Below are 17,349 nucleotides of genomic sequence, written 5' to 3'. Positions count from 1 at the left end.
CAATTGTGATAGCAAACTAACGTTCGTTATGTAAGTGAAAGGTGGGGGTTTCATGTCGCTTCGATTTGTGATTGGTAGAGCTGGAAGTGGAAAAAGTACACTTTGTTTACACGAAGTGCAAGAAGAGTTAAAACAGCGCCCAAGAGGGAAAACAATATTATATCTTGTGCCAGAACAGATGACATTCCAAACGCAGCAGGCGTTAATTGGGAGCGAAGATGTAAGAGGTTCTATTCGGGCACAAGTTTTTAGTTTTTCGCGATTAGCGTGGAAGGTGCTGCAAGAAGTTGGCGGAGCGAGTCGTCTTCATATTGATGAAGCTGGTGTACATATGTTGCTTCGTAAAATTGTAGAATCTCGTAAAGATGGACTATCTGTGTTTCAAAAAGCAGCGGAGCAAAACGGTTTCTTTGAACATCTTGGTAGTATGATTGCTGAGTTTAAACGTTACAATGTGACGCCGTCTAACGTATATGAAATGTGGCAACAATTAGACACGCATAGCAGTAGTGCAGAGCAAAAGCTACTAGCGAATAAAGTGTATGATTTACAGTTATTATATGATGATTTTGAACGTGCTTTAATCGGAAAGTATTTAGATTCAGAAGACTACTTACAATTATTAATTGAGAAGCTTTCAGACTCTGAGTATGTAAAAGGCGCGGAAATTTATATAGATGGATTCCATTCATTTTCTCCTCAAGAGCTAGAAATTGTAAGAGGGCTAATGAGATTGGGAACTAGAGTAACAATAACATTAATGATAGATGAAAAAACGTTAGCGCAGCCAGTGAATGAACTAGATTTATTTTATGAAACGACGTTAACGTATGAAAGAATAAAACAAGTAGCGCGTGAAGAGAAAATAGAAATTGAAAAAACAATTCCACTTATGGAACAACCGCGTTTTCATTCTCCAGCATTAGCTCATTTAGAAACGCATTATGAAGCGCGTCCGAATGAAAAGTATCATGGTGAAGCGAGTGTAACAATTAGTACAGCAGCTAATTTACGAGCTGAAGTAGAAGGTGTAGCTCGTGAAATTAGAAGACTTGTGGCGGATGAAGACTATCGTTACCGAGATATCGCAGTCCTTCTTCGTAACGGAGAAAGTTATTACGACGTAATGCGAACGTTATTTACGGATTATAATATCCCGCATTTCATCGATGAAAAACGCCCAATGTCACATCATCCGCTAGTAGAATGTATTCGTTCTGCACTCGAGATTATTAGCGGGAATTGGCGTTATGATGCAGTATTCCGCTGCGTGAAAACAGAGCTTTTATATCCATTAGATGCAAGAAAAGAAGCGATGCGCGAAGAGATGGATGAGTTTGAAAACTACTGTTTAGCGTACGGTGTACAAGGGAAGAGATGGACTTCTGAAGATCCGTGGATGTATCGTCGTTATCGTTCTCTTGATGATGCGAGCGAAATGATAACAGACAGTGAGCGTGAAATGGAAGAGAAAATAAATCGACTTCGCGACGTTGTAAGAACGCCAGTTATTCGTATGCAAAAAAGACTGAAGCGTGCTGGAACAGTTATGCAAATGTGCGAAGCGGTATATTTATTTTTAGAGGAGCTTGACGTTCCGAAAAAACTAGAAGAATTACGTGTTCGTGCAGAAGAAAATGGAGATTTCTTATTTGCGACAGACCATGAGCAAGTATGGGAAGAAGTGATGAATCTTCTTGATACGTTCGTTGAGATGCTTGGCGAAGAGAAGATGTCCCTTTCAATGTTTACGGAGGTTATGTCGACAGGTCTTGAGGCACTTCAATTTGCGAACATTCCGCCGTCACTAGATCAAGTGTTAGTTGCTAATATTGATCATTCTAGATTATCAGATATTAAAGCGACGTTCATTATTGGAGTAAACGAAGGTGTGATTCCAGCAGCGCCTATGGATGAAGGTATGCTTTCTGATGAGGAAAGAAATGTTCTCACCGCTGCAGGTATCGAATTAGCACCAACGACGAGACAAACTTTATTAGAAGAACAGTTCGTTATGTATCAAATGGTGACGAGAGCATCTGAGAAGTTATACATTTCTTGTCCGCTTGCGGATGAAGAAGGAAAGACATTACTTGCGTCTAGCTTTATTAAGAAAATAAAAAGAATGTTCCCTGATGTGAAAGAATCGTTTATTACGAATGATGTAAATGACTTATCGCGTTCGGAACAAATTTCATACGTAGCAACGCCAGAAGTAACTTTGTCTTATGTCATGCAGCAACTGCAAACGTGGAAGCGATACGGATTTGAAGGGAATTTAGACTTTTGGTGGGACGTATATAACTTCTACGTTACTTCAGATGAATGGAAGCAAAAAAGTAGCCGTGTGTTATCAAGTTTATTCTACCGAAATCGTGCACAGAAACTAAGTACAGATGTAAGTAGGGATTTATATGGAGATACAATTAAGGGAAGCGTTTCTCGTATGGAACTATTTAATCGCTGTGCGTACGCTCATTTTGCTCAGCACGGTTTATCACTAAGAGAGCGTGATATTTTCAAACTTGATGCGCCAGATATCGGTGAACTATTCCATGCAGCGCTGAAGAGAATTGCAGACAAGCTATTACGTGAAAATCGGACTTGGGCGGATTTATCAATAAAAGAGTGTGAACACCTTTCTGCTTTAGTAATAGAAGAAATTGCACCGTTATTACAAAGACAAATTTTATTAAGTTCGAACCGTCATTTCTATTTAAAGCAAAAACTACAACAAATCATTTTCCGTACGTCACTTATTCTTCGTGAACATGCGAAGTCGAGTGGATTTGTACCAGTTGATTTAGAAGTACCGTTCGGTATGGGCGGGACTGGATCTCTTCCGCCAATGGAATTTGCGTTGCCAAATGGTGTGAAGATGGAAGTAGTTGGCCGTATTGACCGTGTTGATAAGGCGGAAGATGAGAGTGGTACGTTCCTTCGTATTATTGATTATAAATCAAGTTCGAAAGCGTTAGATTTAACAGAAGTGTATTACGGACTCGCACTTCAAATGTTAACGTATTTAGATGTTGTTACTTCAAATGCACATACGTGGATGAAAAAGGGCAGTACTGCATCACCGGCGGGTGTATTGTATTTCCATATTCATAACCCGATTGTTGAGATGAAAGGCGATGCATCTGAAGAAGAAATTGAGAAAGAAATTTTAAAGAAATTTAAAATGAAAGGTCTCGTACTAGGAGATGCTGACGTTGTGCGTTTAATGGATAATAAACTTTCAACAGGAAGCTCTGATATTATTTCTGCTGGTCTGAAAAAAGATGGTAGTTTTAGTGCGCGTTCTAGCATTGCAAGTGAACAAGAGTTTAACGTACTTCAAAAATATGTACACCACTCGTTTGAAAATATCGGAAAAGACATTACAGAAGGTGTTATCGATATTGCTCCTTACAAAAAGGGGAATAAAGCGGCATGTACGTTCTGTAACTTCAAATCTGTTTGTCAATTTGATGAATCACTTGAAGATAACCAATTCCGTACGTTAAAAGATATGAAAGATAGCGAAGCGATGGAGAAAATTAGAGAGGAGGTTGGCGGAGAATGATAGAAAATTGGCCTCAGAAACCAGAAGGTAGTCAATGGACAAATGATCAGTGGAAAGCGGTTGTAGCGAACGGACGTGATATTTTAGTCGCAGCGGCAGCTGGATCAGGGAAAACTGCAGTATTAGTTGAACGTATTATTAAAAAGATTATAAGTGAGGAAAATCCAGTCGATGTCGACCGCCTGCTCGTTGTAACATTTACGAATGCAGCAGCGCAAGAAATGAAAAATCGAATTGGGGAAGCGTTAGAAAAAGTATTAATTGATGGGCCAGGTTCACAGCATATAAGAAAGCAGCTTAGCTTATTAAATAAAGCTTCCATTTCTACAATTCATTCATTTTGTTTACAAGTTATTAGAGGATATTATTACATGCTTGATGTCGATCCTCGTTTTCGTATTGCGAACCAAACAGAAAATGAGTTATTAAAAGAAGAAGTGCTAGATGACATATTAGAAGAAGAATATGGAATCGAAGATAATAGTATTTTCTTTGAACTAGTTGATCGTTATACGAGTGACCGTAGTGACGATGACTTACAACGAATGATTTTAGCGCTTCATACAGAATCAAGGGCGCATCCAAACCCGGAGAAGTGGCTTGATAAATTAGTAGAAGCATACGACGTTGAAGGAAAGACGATTGAAGATTTAGTGTACGCTTCTTACTTATTAGAAGATGTGAAGTTTCAGCTTGAAACAGCGGAAAAGCATATTCGTAAGGCGACTGAACTCGCAATGCTTCCTGATGGTCCAGCGCCTCGCGTTGAAACTTTACAAGCGGATTTAGCTTTACTTGGAACGTTATCCTCAGCAGCGCGTGGATCGTGGACAAGCGTTTATGAAGCGATGCAAAATGTATCGTGGCAAACGTTAAAGCGTATTAAAAAAAGTGATTACAACGAAGATGTTGTAAAACAAGTAGATTCTCTTCGTAATAAAGCGAAAGATGAAGTGAAGAAATTACAAGAAGAGCTATTTAGCCGCAGACCCGAAAGTTTCTTACGGGATTTTCAAGATATGCATCCTGTATTAGAAAAACTCGTGAAGCTTGTAAAAGTATTTACAGAGCGTTTCCAAGCGATTAAGCGAGATAAAGGAATGGTCGATTTCACAGATTTAGAGCATTTCTGTTTGCAAATTTTAAGTGAGCAAAGTGAAGACGGTGAAATGAAGGCGTCAGCAGTAGCACTTCAATATCGTAATAAATTTGCTGAAGTACTAGTTGATGAATATCAAGATACGAACTTCGTACAGGAATCAATTATTAAATTCGTAACGAAAGATTCTGAGAGTGAAGGAAACTTGTTCATGGTTGGTGACGTAAAACAGTCAATCTATCGTTTCCGACTAGCAGAGCCTGGTTTATTCTTAGGAAAATATAAACGTTTCACACAAGAAGGATCGGGCGGCGGAATGAAGATTGACTTAGCGAAAAACTTCCGTAGCCGTCATGAAGTGCTAGCAGGTACGAACTTTATTTTCAAACAAATTATGGGCGAAGAAGTCGGCGAAATCGATTATGATGCTGACGCTGAATTAAAGCTAGGTGCTAGCTATCCAGAAGGTGAAGATGTAGCGGCAGAGCTATTATGTATTCAGCAAACTGAGGAAGAAGTGCAAGACGGTGAAGAAGGTGCCGAAGTAGAAAAAGCGCAGCTTGAAGCTCGTCTTATGGCGCAGCGTATTAAAGCAATGGTCGATTCAGGCTATGAAGTGTATGATCGTAAAACTGATAGTATGCGCCCAGTGCAATATCGTGATTTCGTTATTTTACTTCGCTCCATGCCATGGGCGCCGCAAATTATGGAAGAGTTAAAACTACAAGGAATTCCGGTATATGCTGACCTTGCGACTGGTTACTTTGAAGCGACAGAAGTAAATATTATGATGAACGTATTCCGCGTCATTGATAACCCGATGCAAGATATTCCGCTTGCAGCTGTACTTCGTTCACCGATCGTTGGACTAAATGACGAAGAACTTGCGACGCTTCGTGCTCATGGAAAGAAAGGCTCGTTTTATGAAGTGATGAGCTCATTCTTAAAGGGAGCGCCGCTTGAAGAAGAACAAGAACTGCATGATAAATTAGAGTGGTTTTATAACTTACTGCAAGGGTGGCGTGAATTTGCGCGTCAACAATCTCTTTCTGATTTAATTTGGAAAGTATACGGTGAGACAGGCTATTACGACTTTGTCGGCGGTTTACCAGCCGGAAAGCAAAGGCAGGCAAACTTACGCGTACTATATGACCGCGCAAGACAATATGAAGCAACATCGTTTAGAGGATTATTCCGCTTCTTGCGCTTTATTGAGCGTATTTTAGAACGCGGAGATGATATGGGAACGGCGAGAGCCCTCGGAGAACAAGAAGATGTTGTTCGCATTATGACGATTCATAAAAGTAAAGGGCTAGAGTTCCCAGTCGTATTTGTAGCTGGACTTGGTCGCCGTTTTAATACACAAGATTTAATGAAGCGTTTCTTACTTCATAAAGATTTCGGTTTCGGTTCACAATTTATCGATCCTCGTAAACGAATTAAATATACGACATTATCGCAACTAGCGATTAAGCGTAAAATGAAGATGGAATTAATTGCGGAAGAAATGCGCGTACTATACGTAGCGTTAACACGTGCAAAAGAGAAGTTAATTTTAATTGGAACAGTTAAAGATGCAAATAAAGAAATGGAAAAATGGCTCGATGCAAGAGAGCATAGTGAATGGTTATTACCAGACCATATTCGTGCCGGAGCGTCTTGCTACTTAGACTGGATTGCCCCTTCCTTATATAGACACCGTGATAGTGAAATGCTTCTTGAATTAGGAAAAGGAAATATTCCAGGCGAAATTTATGAATATAGTGCTAGCTGGAAAGTAGAAGTTGTTGAAGGAAAAGATTTACTTGCACCAGAACCAGTTCAAGAAGAGAAACAAGAGTTATTAGAAGCGCTTCGTGATAAAAAAGCTGTTCCGTTAGAAAGTGAACGGAAAGAAGAAGTGTACGACAGATTGATGTGGGAATACGGGTATGCGGACGCGACATCTCACCGTGCGAAGCAGTCTGTTACAGAAATAAAGAGAAATTATCAATCTGAAGAAGGTAGCGATAACGCCTTTATTAAAAAACTTCGTGCACCAATTAAAACACGTCCGCGCTTTATGGAGAAAAAAGGGCTAACATACGCAGAGCGAGGAACAGCAGTCCATGCCGTTATGCAGCATGTAGATTTGAAGAAACCAATTACGATTGAAGTTCTTCAAGAACAAATTGCAAGAATGGTAAATAAAGAACTATTAACATTTGAACAAGCTGAAGAAATAGCGATTGAAAAGGTAATTTCATTCTTTGACAGTGACTTAGGTAAAAGGGTATTAGCAGCAAAAAGTGTTGAACGTGAAGTACCATTTACGATGATGCTTTCAGCAGAAGAAGCGTATCAAGATTGGCAAGGGAAGAAAGGCGAATCAATACTTGTCCAAGGGGTTATCGACTGCATGATCGAAGAGGAAGACGGAATTACTTTAATCGACTTTAAAACAGATACGATTGAAGGAAAGTTCCCAGGCGGATTTGATCAAGCGAAACCAATTTTAGAAGACCGATACAAAGTACAGCTTTCACTATATGCAAAAGCACTCGAGAAAAGCTTAAAACATCCTGTGAAAGAAAAATGTTTATATTTCTTTGATGGAAATCATGTTGTAAATATTGACGAATAGAGTTTAGAAAGGGGTTATGGATTATGGCGACGTTAAGAACTTGTGATCAAGGACACGAGTACTACAAAAGTAGCGATTGTCCAACTTGCCCAACCTGTGAGAAAGAGAGAAAGCCAAAAGAAGGCTTTCTTTCTCTTCTTTCAGCACCAGCAAGGCGAGCGTTAGAGCACCATGGAATAACGACTGAAGCAGAACTTTCAAAGTATAGTGAAAAAGAAATTTTGAAACTGCACGGTATAGGACCAGCATCTTTACCTAAATTGAGAGCGGCTTTAGAAGACAAGGGATTATCATTTAAATAAAAAGACTAATCATTAGCGGGGAGTAGCATCTTCATTAATGATTAGTTTTTATAATCGGTATTAATTAGCTAGATAAACGCGTATAACGAAATCCCATTTTGAAAATCGTAAATCGATGGACAAAACGATTTAAAAGATGGATCAAGAATATAAGCGGATTGATTATAATATTAAGGAAGGAAGTGCAACACGATGGATTTTGAAACAGTAATGCAAGAGCTTGAAACTCTCGGCAAGGAACGAACTAAAAAAATATACATATCCAATGGTGCAAAGGAGCCACTTTTTGGCGTAGCTACAGGTGCTATGAAACCAATCGCGAAGAAAATAAAAATCAATCAAAGTTTAGCTGAAGAGCTTTATGCTACAGGTAACTATGATGCGATGTACTTTGCAGGCATTATTGCAGATCCAAAAACTATGAAAGAATCGGATTTTGATCGTTGGATGGATGGGGCGTACTTTTATATGCTGTCCGATTATGTGGTAGCAGTAACTTTATCAGAGTCAGATTTTGCACAAGACGTTGCTGATAAATGGATTGCAAGTGGTGACGAACTAAGAATGTCCGCGGGATGGAGTTGCTACTGCTGGCTTTTAGGGAATCGAAAAGACCATGAATTTTCCGAAAGTAAGATTGCCAATATGCTAGAAGTTGTAAAAAATACAATTTATGATGCGCCAGAACGTACGAAATCCGCTATGAATAATTTTCTAAACACTGTGGGGATTTCATATGTGCCGCTACATGAAAAGGCAGTTGAAACCGCAAAGGCAGTAGGCATAGTAGAACTAAAACGGGATAACAAGAAAAGTAGTTTTCTAAATGCTTACGAAAGTATTCATAAAGAACTTGATAGAGGAAGACTCGGATTCAAACGTAAATATGTAAGATGTTAAAATTAAAAGAAACAGCCCTAGCTCTACACAAAATAGAGCTAAAGCTGTTTCTTTTTTACGCTGTTCCAATTTGATCTTGGTCTGCAACGTCCGAATCAAATGTATTTGTTGCGCTAACGCCGCTAAAAGTGTTGACGACAAATCCGACATTGGAAGCCCCAGAGCCGTTATAAGCTTTCGTATTTTCTTTCGGAGACACGTTATAAAAATCTCCTAAGTTGAAAGAGCCGTTACTGTTTTGAACGACAAGATTTCCTACAACCGAAGGCATACCATCCACCTACTTTACTAAGCTTTTTAATTACTATATGAATTATTTAGAGGAAGGTTCATCAGTAATAAATTGGCGGATTTGTAGCGTGCGAGAATTATTAAAAACATAGTCAACATTGCCGATTTGGAAGCACGCGGAATTTAAAAGGGTTCGCAAGTGAACATCATTTACTTCAATAAAAGGGCACTCATTTACAATATTTAGTTTTACATCTGTCGTTCGCTTTGGAATTGTAATGTACTCATCTGTAAAGATTTCAAACGCATCAAAACGACCTTCACCTTTTATATAACAAGGGATTTCTCGATGAACGATAAGTGCTCTATTTTTTAATTCTATTTGATTAGAATCCCCGGCCTGGAAGACAGCTGAAACCCCCATAGAAACGATAGAAACATTTTGTACAATTGAAGTATGACGGAGCATAATTTTTCCTCTCCTCAACCTGGAGTCGGAGGGACATCTGTTATTAATGGTACAAATGGTCCCTCTGTAACAGATTCGAATGGCGTATCAAGAATAGAAGAAAGGATGAGAAGGTTTGCATCTCCAATTAAAAATAATGCGGAAGAAGAAACCCCGTTCATTTTAATCTGGCCTACTTTTAACTCGCGGTTTACAACATTTAAATTCATGCATACTCACTCCTTTCGGAAATTGCCCGGTATGTGTTGAATAAAGGAAAGGAACGCCTTGTCAATATCTTGTTTCATCGCTTGAATAATGACGTCTCGTAAATAATCGGGATCTGTGGAAATACCCTCATACGATTGAACTTGTGATAAATAATATGGAAGTCTATGTTCCATCTGTTTTTTTATGTCATCCACCATCATTTGTCGATACATCTCATCAAGCGGCGTTCTCTCTTCTTGTTCAAAATGGAGAATTCGACTATATGCTTCTTCATCTAAATAGCGATGCATTTCTTGGAGGATACCTTGATAAAAGTCTGGATTTGTTTCTGTTTCAGGATTTACTTTTAATGTTTCTGTATCCACTTGAAAATCTTCAATTTGTTGCCCTTTTGTTGAAAATGGATTCAAGCCAATATTTAAAGTGCCGTTTAAATTTTCTACTTTTAATTGATCGAATTTATATTCCACTTTTCCTATAGAAGAGGAGGGACGACTTTTTAACTCATTAAGCTCTTCTTGTAGTAGGCGAACTTGCTCTTCAAGGTTTAGAATAGTTTGCTGCTGTATTTGGAGAGCTTGTTGAAGTTGGTGTAGGTAAGTGTATATATCTTGATTCATTTGTGAAACCTCCTTTTCAATAGGGAGGGGAAATATATTCCTGCTATATATTTATGACAAGGATACCTTAAGAAGAACTAGTTGATGGTTTGATGGAAATAATTTGTCCTTTCGCATGTAAAGGGCGAAGCGGTTCTGTAAATCCGCCAGAATTTGAGAATTTAGAAAGAGCCTTAATACTACCTGCAGTTCCAATTTGAAAAACGGAAGAGGTCGTAATGCTATCGATTTTAATGCTGTTAATGATGATACTTTGGTTCACATAAAAATTCAATGCAATCGCCCCCTTTAGTTCGAACCAATTATTGCTTGATCAATTACATCTGAATCATTGACGGTCGTTGAGCTTTGATAATTGTAGACAGAGACGTTATCCCCAACATTAAATGAACCGGCTCCGGCAAAAGCGCGTGAATAACTAATAGGCCTAATCGCAAATACATCTCCAATATGAAAAATACCACTTGATCCAATATTAACGATACGAATATGTCCGACCATAGCTGGCATACAAAACACCTTTCGTTTTTAAAATTTTCTTTTCTACTATTGTATGGGCGTTTTCAATAAAATGTGTATTTTTTCGAAATAAAAGAAACACATACGTTATTGCGTATGTGTTTCGAACATTTGAGTATGTGTGCAATCTGTATGTATAGGCCAAACAACATTTAAGAGCCTGTCCAATTCCTGGCTACAATCTACTGTTTTTTGAGAAGTCATTCCGTAGCGTTCAGCAAAATAGATCATTTTTTCGCGTTTTTTTTCGATAGCTTGCTCAAACATTGAAATCGGCTCCATCTCTCAATAAATTTTATGTATATATGTAGTACATATTATACAAAAATCCCATAAAAAAGAAACATCTTCGCTAAAAAAAGTATAATTTCTACATTTTATGTCAAATAACGGATGAGGAACAAATGTAAGAATGGTTGAATATTGTAAAAATTAGCGTGTGTAAGAAGGTTTTTTTCTTAAGGATGCGAATACAATTATAGGGTATGAGTTTTAGGATGGAGAGTGGAAATGTTGCGTTTTGTAACGGCGAAGAAAGAAGAAAAAGTATTTGTAGGTATTGTGGATGAAGAGGAAGAAAAGGTATTACATTTAAGAGAAGCGCAAAGACAAAAAGGGGAAAAGGTTACTATCCCAATTACCATGTTAGAGTGTATTGAAAGAGGAAGCGAATGTCTTGAGAAAGTGTACGATATTGTAAATTGGGCGAAGGAAAATGCGGGATCGGCGTATTATCCGTTAGCAGAGGTGAAAATATTAGCACCGATTCCAAGGCCGAGAAAAAATATTCTTTGTGTTGGAAAGAACTATCGTGAGCATGCGGTAGAAATGGGCGGAGTAGAGTCTATCCCTGAAAATATAATGATTTTTACAAAGGCGCCAACAACAGTGATTGGAATTGATGAGCAAATTAATGGTCACCCTCACGCGACGAATGAACTTGATTACGAAGGTGAACTAGCAATCGTTATCGGTAAGCGAGGGAAACAAATAAAAATAGAAAAAGCGCTTGATCATGTTTTTGGATATACAGTTATAAATGATGTAACTGCTCGGGATATTCAAAGAAAACATAAACAATTTTTCCTAGGGAAAAGTTTCGATACATTTTGTCCGATGGGACCGTATTTAATTCATAAATCGATGGTTAGAACGCCGAATGCATTACACATTGAAACAGTGGTAAATGGAGAAGTAAGGCAAACTTCAAATACGAGAGAAATGATTTTTTCAGTAGAAGAAATTATTTCAACTATAAGTAAAGGCATGACATTAGAGCCAGGAGATATCATTGCAACAGGGACACCAGCTGGTGTTGGTAAAGGTTTTACACCACCGAAGTTTTTACATGCTGGTGATGAAGTTGTTATTACAGTAGAGGGAATTGGTACGTTAAGAAATATAGTGAAATGAAAAAAGAGCTATCTTGTGAAAAGATAGCTCTTTTCTATGGGCGTGGATTAACGGAGTAATCTATGATGGCGAAAATATACAATCCGATTAATGCTAAAGTACAAATTCCAATTAGCATAACTGCAAGTGCGCTTCTCTCACGGCCAAAACCGATAATTGTAAGGAAAACAGCAGCCCAAAATGATGTTTTGAGTAGTGTGAATGTATTAGGAGTTGAATAATGACTGAGTAAAGTTGTAGATAATATGAAGCCGATGAATGTCATAGAAATAAAAATTGTAGCTAAATTGTTAATGTGTTTACCGTATTTCAATAGCATACAGTTACCCCCTTTTTAACAAAAACAGAATATTCAATTTTATTTTACGATAAACTACTAAAAAAAGAAAGAGGTTGTCCTATATTTAGGACAACCTCACTATGATTAAGATAGTACAGCTTTAATTTTTTGGAACGCCCACTCTAAATCCTCTTCAGAGATTACTAGAGGTGGTGCAATACGAATTACGTTTTCGTGTGTTTCTTTACATAATAGCCCAGCTGCTTTTAGTTGTTCACAGTAAGGACGAGCTGGCTCGTTTAATTCGATACCGATGAATAAACCTTTACCGCGAATGTCAGTAATCATTGGGTTATCAATTTCTTTTAATTGCCCAACTAGTTTTTCTCCTAATTGAAGAGAACGCTCTGTTAATTTTTCTTCTTCTAATACTTCAAGAGCTGCAATAGAAACAGCACATGCAAGTGGGTTACCACCGAATGTAGAACCGTGAGAACCTGGCTCGAATACACCTAAAATGTCGCTGTTTGCTGCAACACAAGAGATTGGGAATACGCCGCCGCCAAGTGCTTTACCAAGTATGTACATGTCAGGAGTTACATTGTCCCAGTCGCAAGCGAATACTTTCCCCGTACGGCCTAAGCCTGTTTGGATTTCATCTGCTACGAATAAAACGTTTTCTTTTTTACATACTTCAAAAGCTTCTTGTAAGAAACCGGCTGGTGGAATGTTAATTCCTGCTTCACCTTGGATTGGCTCTAAAATGAATGCAGCTGTATTTGGTGTAATCGCAGCTTTTAACGCTTCTAAATCACCATAAGGAATTACAATAATGCCAGGAAGCATTGGACCGAAGCCGCGCTTGTACTCTTCGTTTGATGACATAGAAACAGCACCCATTGTACGTCCGTGGAAGTTATCTTCACAAACGATGATTTCTGCACGGTTTGCTTCTACCTTTTTCACATCATAAGCCCAGCGACGAGCTGTTTTAATTGCAGTTTCAACAGCCTCTGCGCCTGTATTCATAGGAAGTACCATATTTTTATTTGTTAGTTTCGCAACTTTTTCGTACCAAGGACCTAATTGATCGCTATGGAAAGCACGAGAAGTTAACGTCACTCGATTAGCTTGGTCAATTAAAGCGTTAATGATTTTTGGATGACGATGACCTTGGTTTACTGCAGAATATGCACTTAATAAGTCCATATAGCGGTTTCCTTCAGGATCTTCTACCCAAACGCCTTCTGCTTTAGAAATAACGATTGGAAGTGGATGGTAGTTATTTGCCCCGTATGTGTCTGTAAGTTCGATAATATCCTTAGTTTGAATCATGATTGTTCCCCCTTTTGTTATTACAAGAAGTTTGTAAATACTCTAAATATTATAGCATTTAAATATAAAAAAGCGAAACATTTCCTGAAAATATATGAACATGTTATCATATAGAGTGAAAAAGTGTGAAAAAGAGGAGGCAGGGATACGATGGTACATATGCATATTACAGCATGGGCGTTAGGATTAATTTTATTCTTCGTTGCGTATTCACTTTATTCAGCAGGAAGAAAAGGTAAAGGTGTACATATGGGGCTTCGCCTTATGTATATCATCATTGTTGTGACAGGTTTCATGTTGTACATGAGTATTGTGAAGACGGCAACAGGTAGCATGCACATGTGGTACGGCATGAAAATGCTAGCTGGTATATTAGTAATCGCTGGAATGGAAATGGTTCTTGTGAAAATGAGCAAAAACAAACCAACAGGGGCGGTTTGGGGCTTATTTATTGTCGCGCTAGTAGCGGTATTATACTTAGGACTAAAATTACCGCTTGGCTGGTACGTATTCAAATAAAAATAAAACCACCTTATGATCTCAAATATTTGGGAGATAAGGTGGTTTTTATTTTATGTCGCATCAATATGCAACTCTTCTCCGTTTACTTTCGTAAATCGCAAAATATTTTTATTAGAGGAAGAGTGGCGTACAAAATGATGCTGCAATGTACAAATCATCTCTTCATTATCAAATAAAAGAATATTTACTCCTTCGCATGCTTCCTCTTTTGGCAAGAAGGATAAATAATTATGACAATACATGCAATCATATAAAGAGTAATTAAGTGATTGCAATGATTCGGTTAATAATGTAAAGACAGAGTCAGGTAATTCCTCAAGCCATTCATTATAGCTAAGAAGTAATTTTTTTCGAATTCGTATCATTTCCCCGTTTTGGAGAGAATGTTGTTCATTTGCAATTTGTAATATGTCTTGTTCATAAAAACGAGCTGGTAGCCAATTGTTGTTATATAAAATTTCAAAACCATCTTCAGCAATATCTTCTAATAGAAAAGCCTCATCATTTTCATCATCAAAGAATACCCATTCTTTGTTTATATATTCTACATTACCGACTGTATGAGCGCGCGGTTGGTTATACAAAATGTGTTTGCGTTGTATCATAGTTCATTTCTCCTTTTATAGAAATAGTTATTCTTGTTATGGACAGTTCGTACGTTCTTTATAACTAGACACACCTAAAGATAGATAGGCATACAATAAAACACGCTTTACACTGTGAAACTGCTATTCCATATATGGATAGTTAGTTATCGTCAAGTTTGTTGTTTTTATGTATCCGCACTCATAGGGTGGGGATTACTGCACGTTCAGAAACAGATATTAGATTAGGAAGGATGATTCTTATGTGCGGGATTACAGGATGGGTGGATTATAAACGCTCATTAGAAGGGGAAAGGGACATCGTGACGAAGATGGCGGAAACGCTAGCGAAACGCGGTCCAGATGATAATAAAGTTTGGATTAAAGGGAACGTCGCATTTGGGCATAAACGGTTAATCGTTGTAGATCCTGAAGGTGGTAAACAACCCATGACTTGTTTAAAAAACGAAACGAGTTATGCGATTTGCTATAACGGAGAGCTCTACAATACAGAAGATATTCGCAAAGAGTTATTAAGAAGAGGTTATACATTTAAAGGGCATTCCGATACAGAAGTACTATTGGCATCTTATATTGAATGGAAAGAAGAATGTGTCGATCATTTAAACGGTATATATGCGTTTGCAGTATGGGATGAGAAAAATGAACGAGTCTTTATTGCCAGAGATAGATTAGGTGTAAAACCGCTTTTTTATAAATATGATAGCGGACGATTATTATTTGGTTCAGAGTTAAAAGCGATACTAGCGCATCCAGATGTGAAGGCGGAAGTAACGTTAGAAGGGTTGTCAGAAATATTTGGCCTCGGACCATCTAGAACGCCTGGTCACGGTATATATGCTGGTATTCAAGAACTGCGTCCGGGTCATGCAATGACGTTCTCAAAAGACGGTTTATGCATATGGAGATATTGGAATGTAGAAAGTAAAAAACATGAAGACTCATTTGAAGAAACAGTAGAGAAAACTCGTTTTTTATTACAAGATGCGATTACGAGACAATTAGTTTCTGACGTACCACTATGCACTTTTTTATCAGGAGGTGTAGATTCAAGTGCTATAACAGCAATTGCCGCGAAAGAGTATGAAAGATCAGGGAAAGGTCAATTGCACACGTATTCTGTTGACTATGAAGATAACGACAAATATTTTAAAGCGAATGCGTTTCAGCCGAATTCAGATGCACCATTTATTAATTTAATGACAGAGACATTTCAAACAATTCATCATCGCTGCGTCATTTCTAATGAACAACTAGCACAGTATTTAACAGAAGCAGTACTCGTTCGCGATTTGCCTGGTATGGCAGATATTGATTCTTCATTATTATGGTTTTGCCGTGAAATAAAACAAGATTTTGTCGTCGGTTTATCTGGAGAATGTGCAGATGAAATATTCGGAGGTTATCCGTGGTTTTATAGAGAAGATGATTTACAATCAAGTGCATTTCCATGGATGCGTTCTACAGAAGCACGTGAACAACTTCTGAAGAAAGAATGGAGAAATAAATTAAATTTACAACAATATGTACAACAACGCTATGAAGAATCCATTCAAGAAGTTCCTATTTTAGAGGGAGAAAGCCCATTAGAAGCGAAGAGACGACAATTATTTTATTTAAACATGGTATGGTTTATGACAACATTATTAGACAGAAAAGACCGTATGAGTATGGGGGCAAGCTTAGAAGTACGCGTTCCATTTGCGGACCACCGACTTGTCGAATATGCGTGGAATATTCCTTGGGAAATGAAAATGTATAAAAACCGCGAAAAAGGTCTATTGCGTAAGGCGTTAGAAGGATTACTTCCAAATGATATATTATATAGAAAGAAAAGTCCGTATCCGAAAACGCATAATCCGCACTATACGAAAGCAGTAACAGTATGGCTCCAAGATTTATTAACGGATAAAGGTTCAATTTTGCATGAATTGTTCGATAAGGAGCAATTGAGCGGATTGATCGAGTCTGGCGGCAGTGCATTTCAAAAACCATGGTTTGGTCAATTAATGACTGGGCCGCAGCTTTTAGCTCATTTAGCGCAAATTCATGTTTGGTTTAAAGAGTATGGGGTAAATATTAAGGAATAGGGAAAGAGCGGCTTATATTTATGTGAGCCGCTCTTTTTCTTAAATAAATTGTCATATAAAATTCGAAATCATATTAGAAATAATACTTATTTAGAATTATTATTTTGACGTACTTATTATTGCTTGTTATAATTGGAAACAAATGTTCTTGAAAAAGATTCTCATTTCCAAAATTGAGGTGCTATATAGATGACGAAGAAGAAAATAGGTTTGCTTGTAATGGCATATGGAACACCGGAGTCATTAGATGATGTAGAAGCTTATTATACTCACATTCGTCATGGGCGTAAGCCATCTGAAGAAGCGCTCCAAAATTTAATCGGACGGTATAAAGCAATTGGTGGAATTTCACCGCTTGGGAAAATAACGAAAGAGCAGGCGCATAAATTAACAGATTCAATGAATAAAATGTTTACAGAGTATGAATTTGTTTGTTACTTAGGTTTAAAACACATTGCTCGATTTAGGAGTTTTATATGACACCGATTATGAATATAAAGTTGTAACTGATGAATTAAATACCACATATTTTAGACTAAATATGCCCAGTTCACAATCTGTAT

Annotated in this window: 17 protein-coding genes and 1 pseudogene; 8 read left to right on the top strand and 10 right to left on the bottom strand. The window is 37.8% G+C overall.

Annotated features, from left to right (window positions below):
- The first annotated feature begins 52 nt into the window (after positions 1 to 52).
- The 4 genes from addB (at position 53) to JFU20_RS09385 (ending at position 8,492) form a co-directional block, all read left to right on the top strand.
- Positions 53 to 3,568: a helicase-exonuclease AddAB subunit AddB gene (gene addB, locus JFU20_RS09400; RefSeq protein WP_201038560.1), complete on the top strand. Its 3,516-nt coding sequence runs from the start codon at positions 53 to 55 to the stop codon at positions 3,566 to 3,568.
- Entirely contained in the window at positions 3,565 to 7,290 is a 3,726-nt protein-coding gene (gene addA / locus JFU20_RS09395) for a helicase-exonuclease AddAB subunit AddA (RefSeq protein ID WP_002166157.1), read from the top strand. Before addB ends, addA begins: the two co-directional genes overlap by 4 nt.
- Before the next feature lie 23 nt (positions 7,291 to 7,313).
- Positions 7,314 to 7,592 carry an RNA polymerase alpha subunit C-terminal domain-containing protein gene (locus JFU20_RS09390; protein ID WP_002011271.1) on the top strand — a complete coding sequence of 93 codons (279 nt, stop codon included), beginning with the start codon at positions 7,314 to 7,316 and terminating at the stop codon, positions 7,590 to 7,592.
- A 192-nt stretch (positions 7,593 to 7,784) separates the two neighbouring features.
- Positions 7,785 to 8,492 (top strand): DNA alkylation repair protein, encoded by a 708-nt coding sequence (locus JFU20_RS09385; protein ID WP_201038559.1) that lies wholly within the window; start codon positions 7,785 to 7,787, stop codon positions 8,490 to 8,492.
- A gap of 55 nt (positions 8,493 to 8,547) precedes the next feature.
- On the opposite strand, the gene gerPF is transcribed toward JFU20_RS09385, so the two are convergent.
- The 7 genes from gerPF to JFU20_RS09350 form a co-directional block, all read right to left on the bottom strand.
- A complete protein-coding gene (gene gerPF / locus JFU20_RS09380) occupies positions 8,548 to 8,763 on the bottom strand; it encodes a spore germination protein GerPF (RefSeq protein WP_001141570.1) in 216 nt (71 codons plus the stop codon).
- A 42-nt stretch (positions 8,764 to 8,805) separates the two neighbouring features.
- Complete coding sequence (locus JFU20_RS09375) at positions 8,806 to 9,192, bottom strand: spore germination protein GerPE (RefSeq protein ID WP_002011268.1); 387 nt, start codon at positions 9,190 to 9,192, stop codon at positions 8,806 to 8,808.
- Positions 9,193 to 9,206: 14 nt separating this feature from the next.
- Positions 9,207 to 9,401 (bottom strand): spore germination protein GerPD, encoded by a 195-nt coding sequence (gene gerPD, locus JFU20_RS09370; RefSeq protein ID WP_002166156.1) that lies wholly within the window; start codon positions 9,399 to 9,401, stop codon positions 9,207 to 9,209.
- 6 nt (positions 9,402 to 9,407) lie between these two features.
- On the bottom strand, positions 9,408 to 10,022 hold the full coding sequence (gerPC, locus tag JFU20_RS09365) for a spore germination protein GerPC (protein WP_002011266.1): 615 nt from the start codon (positions 10,020 to 10,022) through the stop codon (positions 9,408 to 9,410).
- 67 nt (positions 10,023 to 10,089) lie between these two features.
- On the bottom strand, positions 10,090 to 10,296 hold the full coding sequence (gene gerPB, locus JFU20_RS09360; RefSeq protein WP_001012505.1) for a spore germination protein GerPB: 207 nt from the start codon (positions 10,294 to 10,296) through the stop codon (positions 10,090 to 10,092).
- 14 nt (positions 10,297 to 10,310) lie between these two features.
- Positions 10,311 to 10,532: a spore germination protein GerPA gene (gene gerPA, locus JFU20_RS09355; RefSeq protein WP_001111190.1), complete on the bottom strand. Its 222-nt coding sequence runs from the start codon at positions 10,530 to 10,532 to the stop codon at positions 10,311 to 10,313.
- Between the two features lie 96 nt (positions 10,533 to 10,628).
- Complete coding sequence (locus JFU20_RS09350; RefSeq protein ID WP_002087032.1) at positions 10,629 to 10,808, bottom strand: aspartyl-phosphate phosphatase Spo0E family protein; 180 nt, start codon at positions 10,806 to 10,808, stop codon at positions 10,629 to 10,631.
- Positions 10,809 to 11,051: 243 nt separating this feature from the next.
- On the opposite strand from JFU20_RS09350, the gene JFU20_RS09345 reads away from it, so the two are divergent.
- Positions 11,052 to 11,954, top strand: a complete 903-nt coding sequence (locus JFU20_RS09345; RefSeq protein WP_002125896.1) for a fumarylacetoacetate hydrolase family protein — start codon at positions 11,052 to 11,054, stop codon at positions 11,952 to 11,954.
- Positions 11,955 to 11,988: 34 nt separating this feature from the next.
- On the opposite strand, the gene JFU20_RS09340 is transcribed toward JFU20_RS09345, so the two are convergent.
- Entirely contained in the window at positions 11,989 to 12,273 is a 285-nt protein-coding gene (locus JFU20_RS09340; RefSeq protein WP_000925332.1) for a hypothetical protein, read from the bottom strand.
- A gap of 105 nt (positions 12,274 to 12,378) precedes the next feature.
- Complete coding sequence (gene rocD, locus JFU20_RS09335) at positions 12,379 to 13,569, bottom strand: ornithine aminotransferase (RefSeq protein ID WP_000616665.1); 1,191 nt, start codon at positions 13,567 to 13,569, stop codon at positions 12,379 to 12,381.
- Between the two features lie 150 nt (positions 13,570 to 13,719).
- Here rocD and JFU20_RS09330 point away from each other — a divergent pair, with 150 nt between their 5' ends.
- Positions 13,720 to 14,088 (top strand): YisL family protein, encoded by a 369-nt coding sequence (locus JFU20_RS09330; protein ID WP_201038558.1) that lies wholly within the window; start codon positions 13,720 to 13,722, stop codon positions 14,086 to 14,088.
- Positions 14,089 to 14,141: 53 nt separating this feature from the next.
- Here the strand turns inward: JFU20_RS09330 and JFU20_RS09325 are convergent, their stop codons facing one another.
- Entirely contained in the window at positions 14,142 to 14,696 is a 555-nt protein-coding gene (locus JFU20_RS09325) for a DUF2777 domain-containing protein (protein ID WP_002011254.1), read from the bottom strand.
- A 242-nt stretch (positions 14,697 to 14,938) separates the two neighbouring features.
- Between JFU20_RS09325 and asnB the strand changes: the two genes are divergently transcribed.
- Positions 14,939 to 16,786, top strand: coding sequence for an asparagine synthase (glutamine-hydrolyzing) (gene asnB / locus JFU20_RS09320; protein ID WP_002166154.1), 1,848 nt, complete (start codon positions 14,939 to 14,941; stop codon positions 16,784 to 16,786).
- Between the two features lie 189 nt (positions 16,787 to 16,975).
- Positions 16,976 to 17,251: pseudogene (locus JFU20_RS30855) on the top strand (ferrochelatase); the annotation flags it as partial.
- Positions 17,252 to 17,349: the final 98 nt, after the last annotated feature.

Origin of the sequence: Bacillus sp. TH30 (assembly GCF_016650875.1) — a bacterium.
Classification (GTDB): domain Bacteria; phylum Bacillota; class Bacilli; order Bacillales; family Bacillaceae_G; genus Bacillus_A; species Bacillus_A mycoides.
The sequence above is the reverse complement of the archived record's forward strand: the minus strand, read 5'-3'. Positions and strand labels throughout refer to the sequence as shown.

Coding starts and splice junctions, on each gene's coding strand:
- addB (WP_201038560.1), top strand. CDS start 53: ATGTCGCTTCGATTTGTGATTGGTAGAGCTGGAAGTGGAAAAAGTACA.
- addA (WP_002166157.1), top strand. CDS start 3,565: ATGATAGAAAATTGGCCTCAGAAACCAGAAGGTAGTCAATGGACAAAT.
- JFU20_RS09390 (WP_002011271.1), top strand. CDS start 7,314: ATGGCGACGTTAAGAACTTGTGATCAAGGACACGAGTACTACAAAAGT.
- JFU20_RS09385 (WP_201038559.1), top strand. CDS start 7,785: ATGGATTTTGAAACAGTAATGCAAGAGCTTGAAACTCTCGGCAAGGAA.
- gerPF (WP_001141570.1), bottom strand. CDS start 8,763: ATGCCTTCGGTTGTAGGAAATCTTGTCGTTCAAAACAGTAACGGCTCT.
- JFU20_RS09375 (WP_002011268.1), bottom strand. CDS start 9,192: ATGCTCCGTCATACTTCAATTGTACAAAATGTTTCTATCGTTTCTATG.
- gerPD (WP_002166156.1), bottom strand. CDS start 9,401: ATGAATTTAAATGTTGTAAACCGCGAGTTAAAAGTAGGCCAGATTAAA.
- gerPC (WP_002011266.1), bottom strand. CDS start 10,022: ATGAATCAAGATATATACACTTACCTACACCAACTTCAACAAGCTCTC.
- gerPA (WP_001111190.1), bottom strand. CDS start 10,532: ATGCCAGCTATGGTCGGACATATTCGTATCGTTAATATTGGATCAAGT.
- JFU20_RS09350 (WP_002087032.1), bottom strand. CDS start 10,808: ATGTTTGAGCAAGCTATCGAAAAAAAACGCGAAAAAATGATCTATTTT.
- JFU20_RS09345 (WP_002125896.1), top strand. CDS start 11,052: ATGTTGCGTTTTGTAACGGCGAAGAAAGAAGAAAAAGTATTTGTAGGT.
- JFU20_RS09340 (WP_000925332.1), bottom strand. CDS start 12,273: ATGCTATTGAAATACGGTAAACACATTAACAATTTAGCTACAATTTTT.
- rocD (WP_000616665.1), bottom strand. CDS start 13,569: ATGATTCAAACTAAGGATATTATCGAACTTACAGACACATACGGGGCA.
- JFU20_RS09330 (WP_201038558.1), top strand. CDS start 13,720: ATGGTACATATGCATATTACAGCATGGGCGTTAGGATTAATTTTATTC.
- JFU20_RS09325 (WP_002011254.1), bottom strand. CDS start 14,696: ATGATACAACGCAAACACATTTTGTATAACCAACCGCGCGCTCATACA.
- asnB (WP_002166154.1), top strand. CDS start 14,939: ATGTGCGGGATTACAGGATGGGTGGATTATAAACGCTCATTAGAAGGG.